The organism is Clavibacter lycopersici, from assembly GCF_003576405.1.
In the GTDB taxonomy this organism is placed as follows: Bacteria; Actinomycetota; Actinomycetes; order Actinomycetales; family Microbacteriaceae; genus Clavibacter; species Clavibacter lycopersici.
In genome coordinates this window covers 1-2,224 of the sequence record NZ_QWGT01000337.1, presented here as the reverse complement: position 1 = coordinate 2,224, position 2,224 = coordinate 1, and the positions used below count along the sequence as shown (strand labels likewise).

Genomic DNA, 2,224 nt, shown 5'->3' with positions numbered 1-2,224 from the left:
CCCGCTGCCCGAGCGCGCGGCCGGTCGCCACGAGCCGGTGCGCGAGCACGGGGGCCGCGAGGGCGTCGACGTCGTCGGGCAGCACGAAGTCGCGCCCGTCGAGCGCCGCCCGGGTCTTCGCGGCGCGGATGAGCTGGAGGGTGGCGCGGGGGCTCGCGCCGAGGCGGATGTCCTCGTGGCCGCGGGTGGCCTGCACGATGGCGACCGTGTAGCGGGACACGGGGTCGGACACGTACACGCCGCGGGCCGCGTGCATCATCGCGTCGAGGTCCTCCGCGTCGACCACGGGCCGGAGCTCGTCGAGCGGGCTCACGGTGTCGCGCGAGCGGAGCATGGCGAGCTCGGCGGATGCGTCCGGGTAGCCCATCGAGATCCGGGCCATGAAGCGGTCGCGCTGCGCCTCGGGCAGCGCGTAGGTGCCCTCCATCTCCACCGGGTTCTGCGTGGCGACGACGGTGAAGGGCTGCTGCAGCGGATGCGTGACGCCGTCGACCGTGACCTGCCCCTCCTCCATGCACTCCAGCAGCGCCGACTGGGTCTTGGGGCTGGCGCGGTTGATCTCGTCGCCGATGACGATGTTGGCGAACACGGCGCCGGGCTGGAACTCGAAGCGGTGGTCGGCCTGGCTGTAGACGGAGACGCCCGTGACGTCCGAGGGCAGGAGGTCGGGCGTGAACTGGATGCGGTTCACCGTGCAGTCGACGCTGCGGGCGAGCGCCTTGGCGAGCATGGTCTTGCCGACGCCCGGGACGTCCTCGATGAGGAGGTGGCCGCCGGAGAGGAACACGGTGAGCGCCATGCGCGTCGCGTCGTGCTTGCCGGACATGACGGAGTCGATGTTGCCGAGGATCAGGTCGGCGAGCCGGCGGACCTCCTCCAGCGGCATCGCGGGCGCGTGGTCCGCCTGACGCGCGGCGGCGCGGATGCGGGCGGGATGCGGTCCCGACCCGGCGTGCAGGGGGACGGACTCGGACTCGGGACTCGTCACGGAGGTCCTCCAGCGTCGTGGGCGTCTTGGCAGCATACGTCAGCGGTCCGAGAGCGTCCGGCCCGCCTCCGGGGGCGGACATGCCGGGTAGCGTTGACGCCCGTGCACCCCGCCCCGTACGCCGTCGTCCCGCGCCCCGCCGGGGTACGCCCGTGACCCGCATCGTCGCCGGGTTCGCCGGCTCCCTCGTCCTGCGCGTGCCGCGGACGGGCACGCGGCCCACGAGCGACCGCGTGCGCGAGGCCCTGTTCTCCGGGCTCGAGGCCCGGGATGCGCTCGACGGCGCGCGCGTGCTCGACCTGTACGCGGGATCCGGCGCCCTCGGCCTCGAGGCCGCCAGCCGGGGCGCGCGCGCGGTCGTCCTCGTGGAGCGCGCGGTGCCCGCGGCGGCCGTCTGCCGGTCGAACGCCGGGATCGTCGAGCGGGCCGCGCCCGCGGGGTCCGTCCCCGGGATCCGCGTGGCCGCCCAGAGCGTGCACGCCTTCCTCGCGGGCGACCGGGGCTCCTACGACGTCGCCTTCCTGGATCCGCCGTACGAGGTCGGCGACGCCGAGCTGGCGGACGAGCTGGCCGCGCTGGTCCCGCGGCTCGTCGACGGCGCCGTCGTCATGGTCGAGCGCAGCGCCCGCTCCGCCGAGCCCGCGTGGCCCGCGGGGATCGCGCTCGACCGGCGGAAGGCGTACGGCGACACCGTCGTGTGGTGGGCGGTCGCGGAGTCGCCCGACGCCGCGGACGATGCCGCCGCGGAGGTCGACGCCGCCGACGGGGCGGACGCGCCCGCGGACTAGCGCGCGCCGTCCCAGTCCGCGTACGGGTCCCAGCCGCCCCGCGGCGTGCGCGGACCGGTGTACGCCGCGCCGTCGACCGTGACGGCGGGCCCGTCGGCGCCGGCCGCGACGACCGTGCCGATGGGGCGGAAGGGATGCGGCAGCGCCCGTCCCGCGGGGAACGCCGCGACGAGCGCGTGGTCCTCTCCCCCGGTGAGGACCAGGTCGAGCGCCAGCGGCGGCAGGGAAGGATGCGCGGCGGCCACCCGGCGCGCGTCGTCCGCGAGGGCGGCGCATGCGAGGTCGACGCCCACGCCGCTCGCGCGCGCCATCCGGCCGAGGTCGAGGAGGAGCCCGTCGGAGACGTCGAGCATCGCGGTCGCCCCCGCGCGCGCCGCGTCGACCCCGGCAGTGAGCGGCGCGACGGGCGCCAGCTGCGCCTCCACCGCGTCCGGATGGGCGGCGCGCA

At 76.4% G+C, this 2,224-nt stretch carries 2 protein-coding genes and 1 pseudogene; 1 reads left to right on the top strand and 2 read right to left on the bottom strand.

Annotated elements, in window-relative coordinates:
- On the bottom strand, nt 1-886 hold an 886-nt coding region (locus DZG00_RS14770), incomplete at its 3' end, for an AAA family ATPase (RefSeq protein WP_147360037.1).
- Between the two features lie 254 nt (nt 887-1,140).
- On the opposite strand from DZG00_RS14770, the gene DZG00_RS14765 reads away from it, so the two are divergent.
- Nucleotides 1,141-1,776: an RsmD family RNA methyltransferase gene (locus tag DZG00_RS14765; protein ID WP_119455784.1), complete on the top strand. Its 636-nt coding sequence runs from the start codon at nt 1,141-1,143 to the stop codon at nt 1,774-1,776.
- Here DZG00_RS14765 and DZG00_RS14760 read toward each other — a convergent pair.
- A pseudogene (locus DZG00_RS14760) lies at nt 1,773-2,224 on the bottom strand (thiamine-phosphate kinase); the annotation flags it as partial. The gene DZG00_RS14765 and the pseudogene DZG00_RS14760 overlap by 4 nt on opposite strands.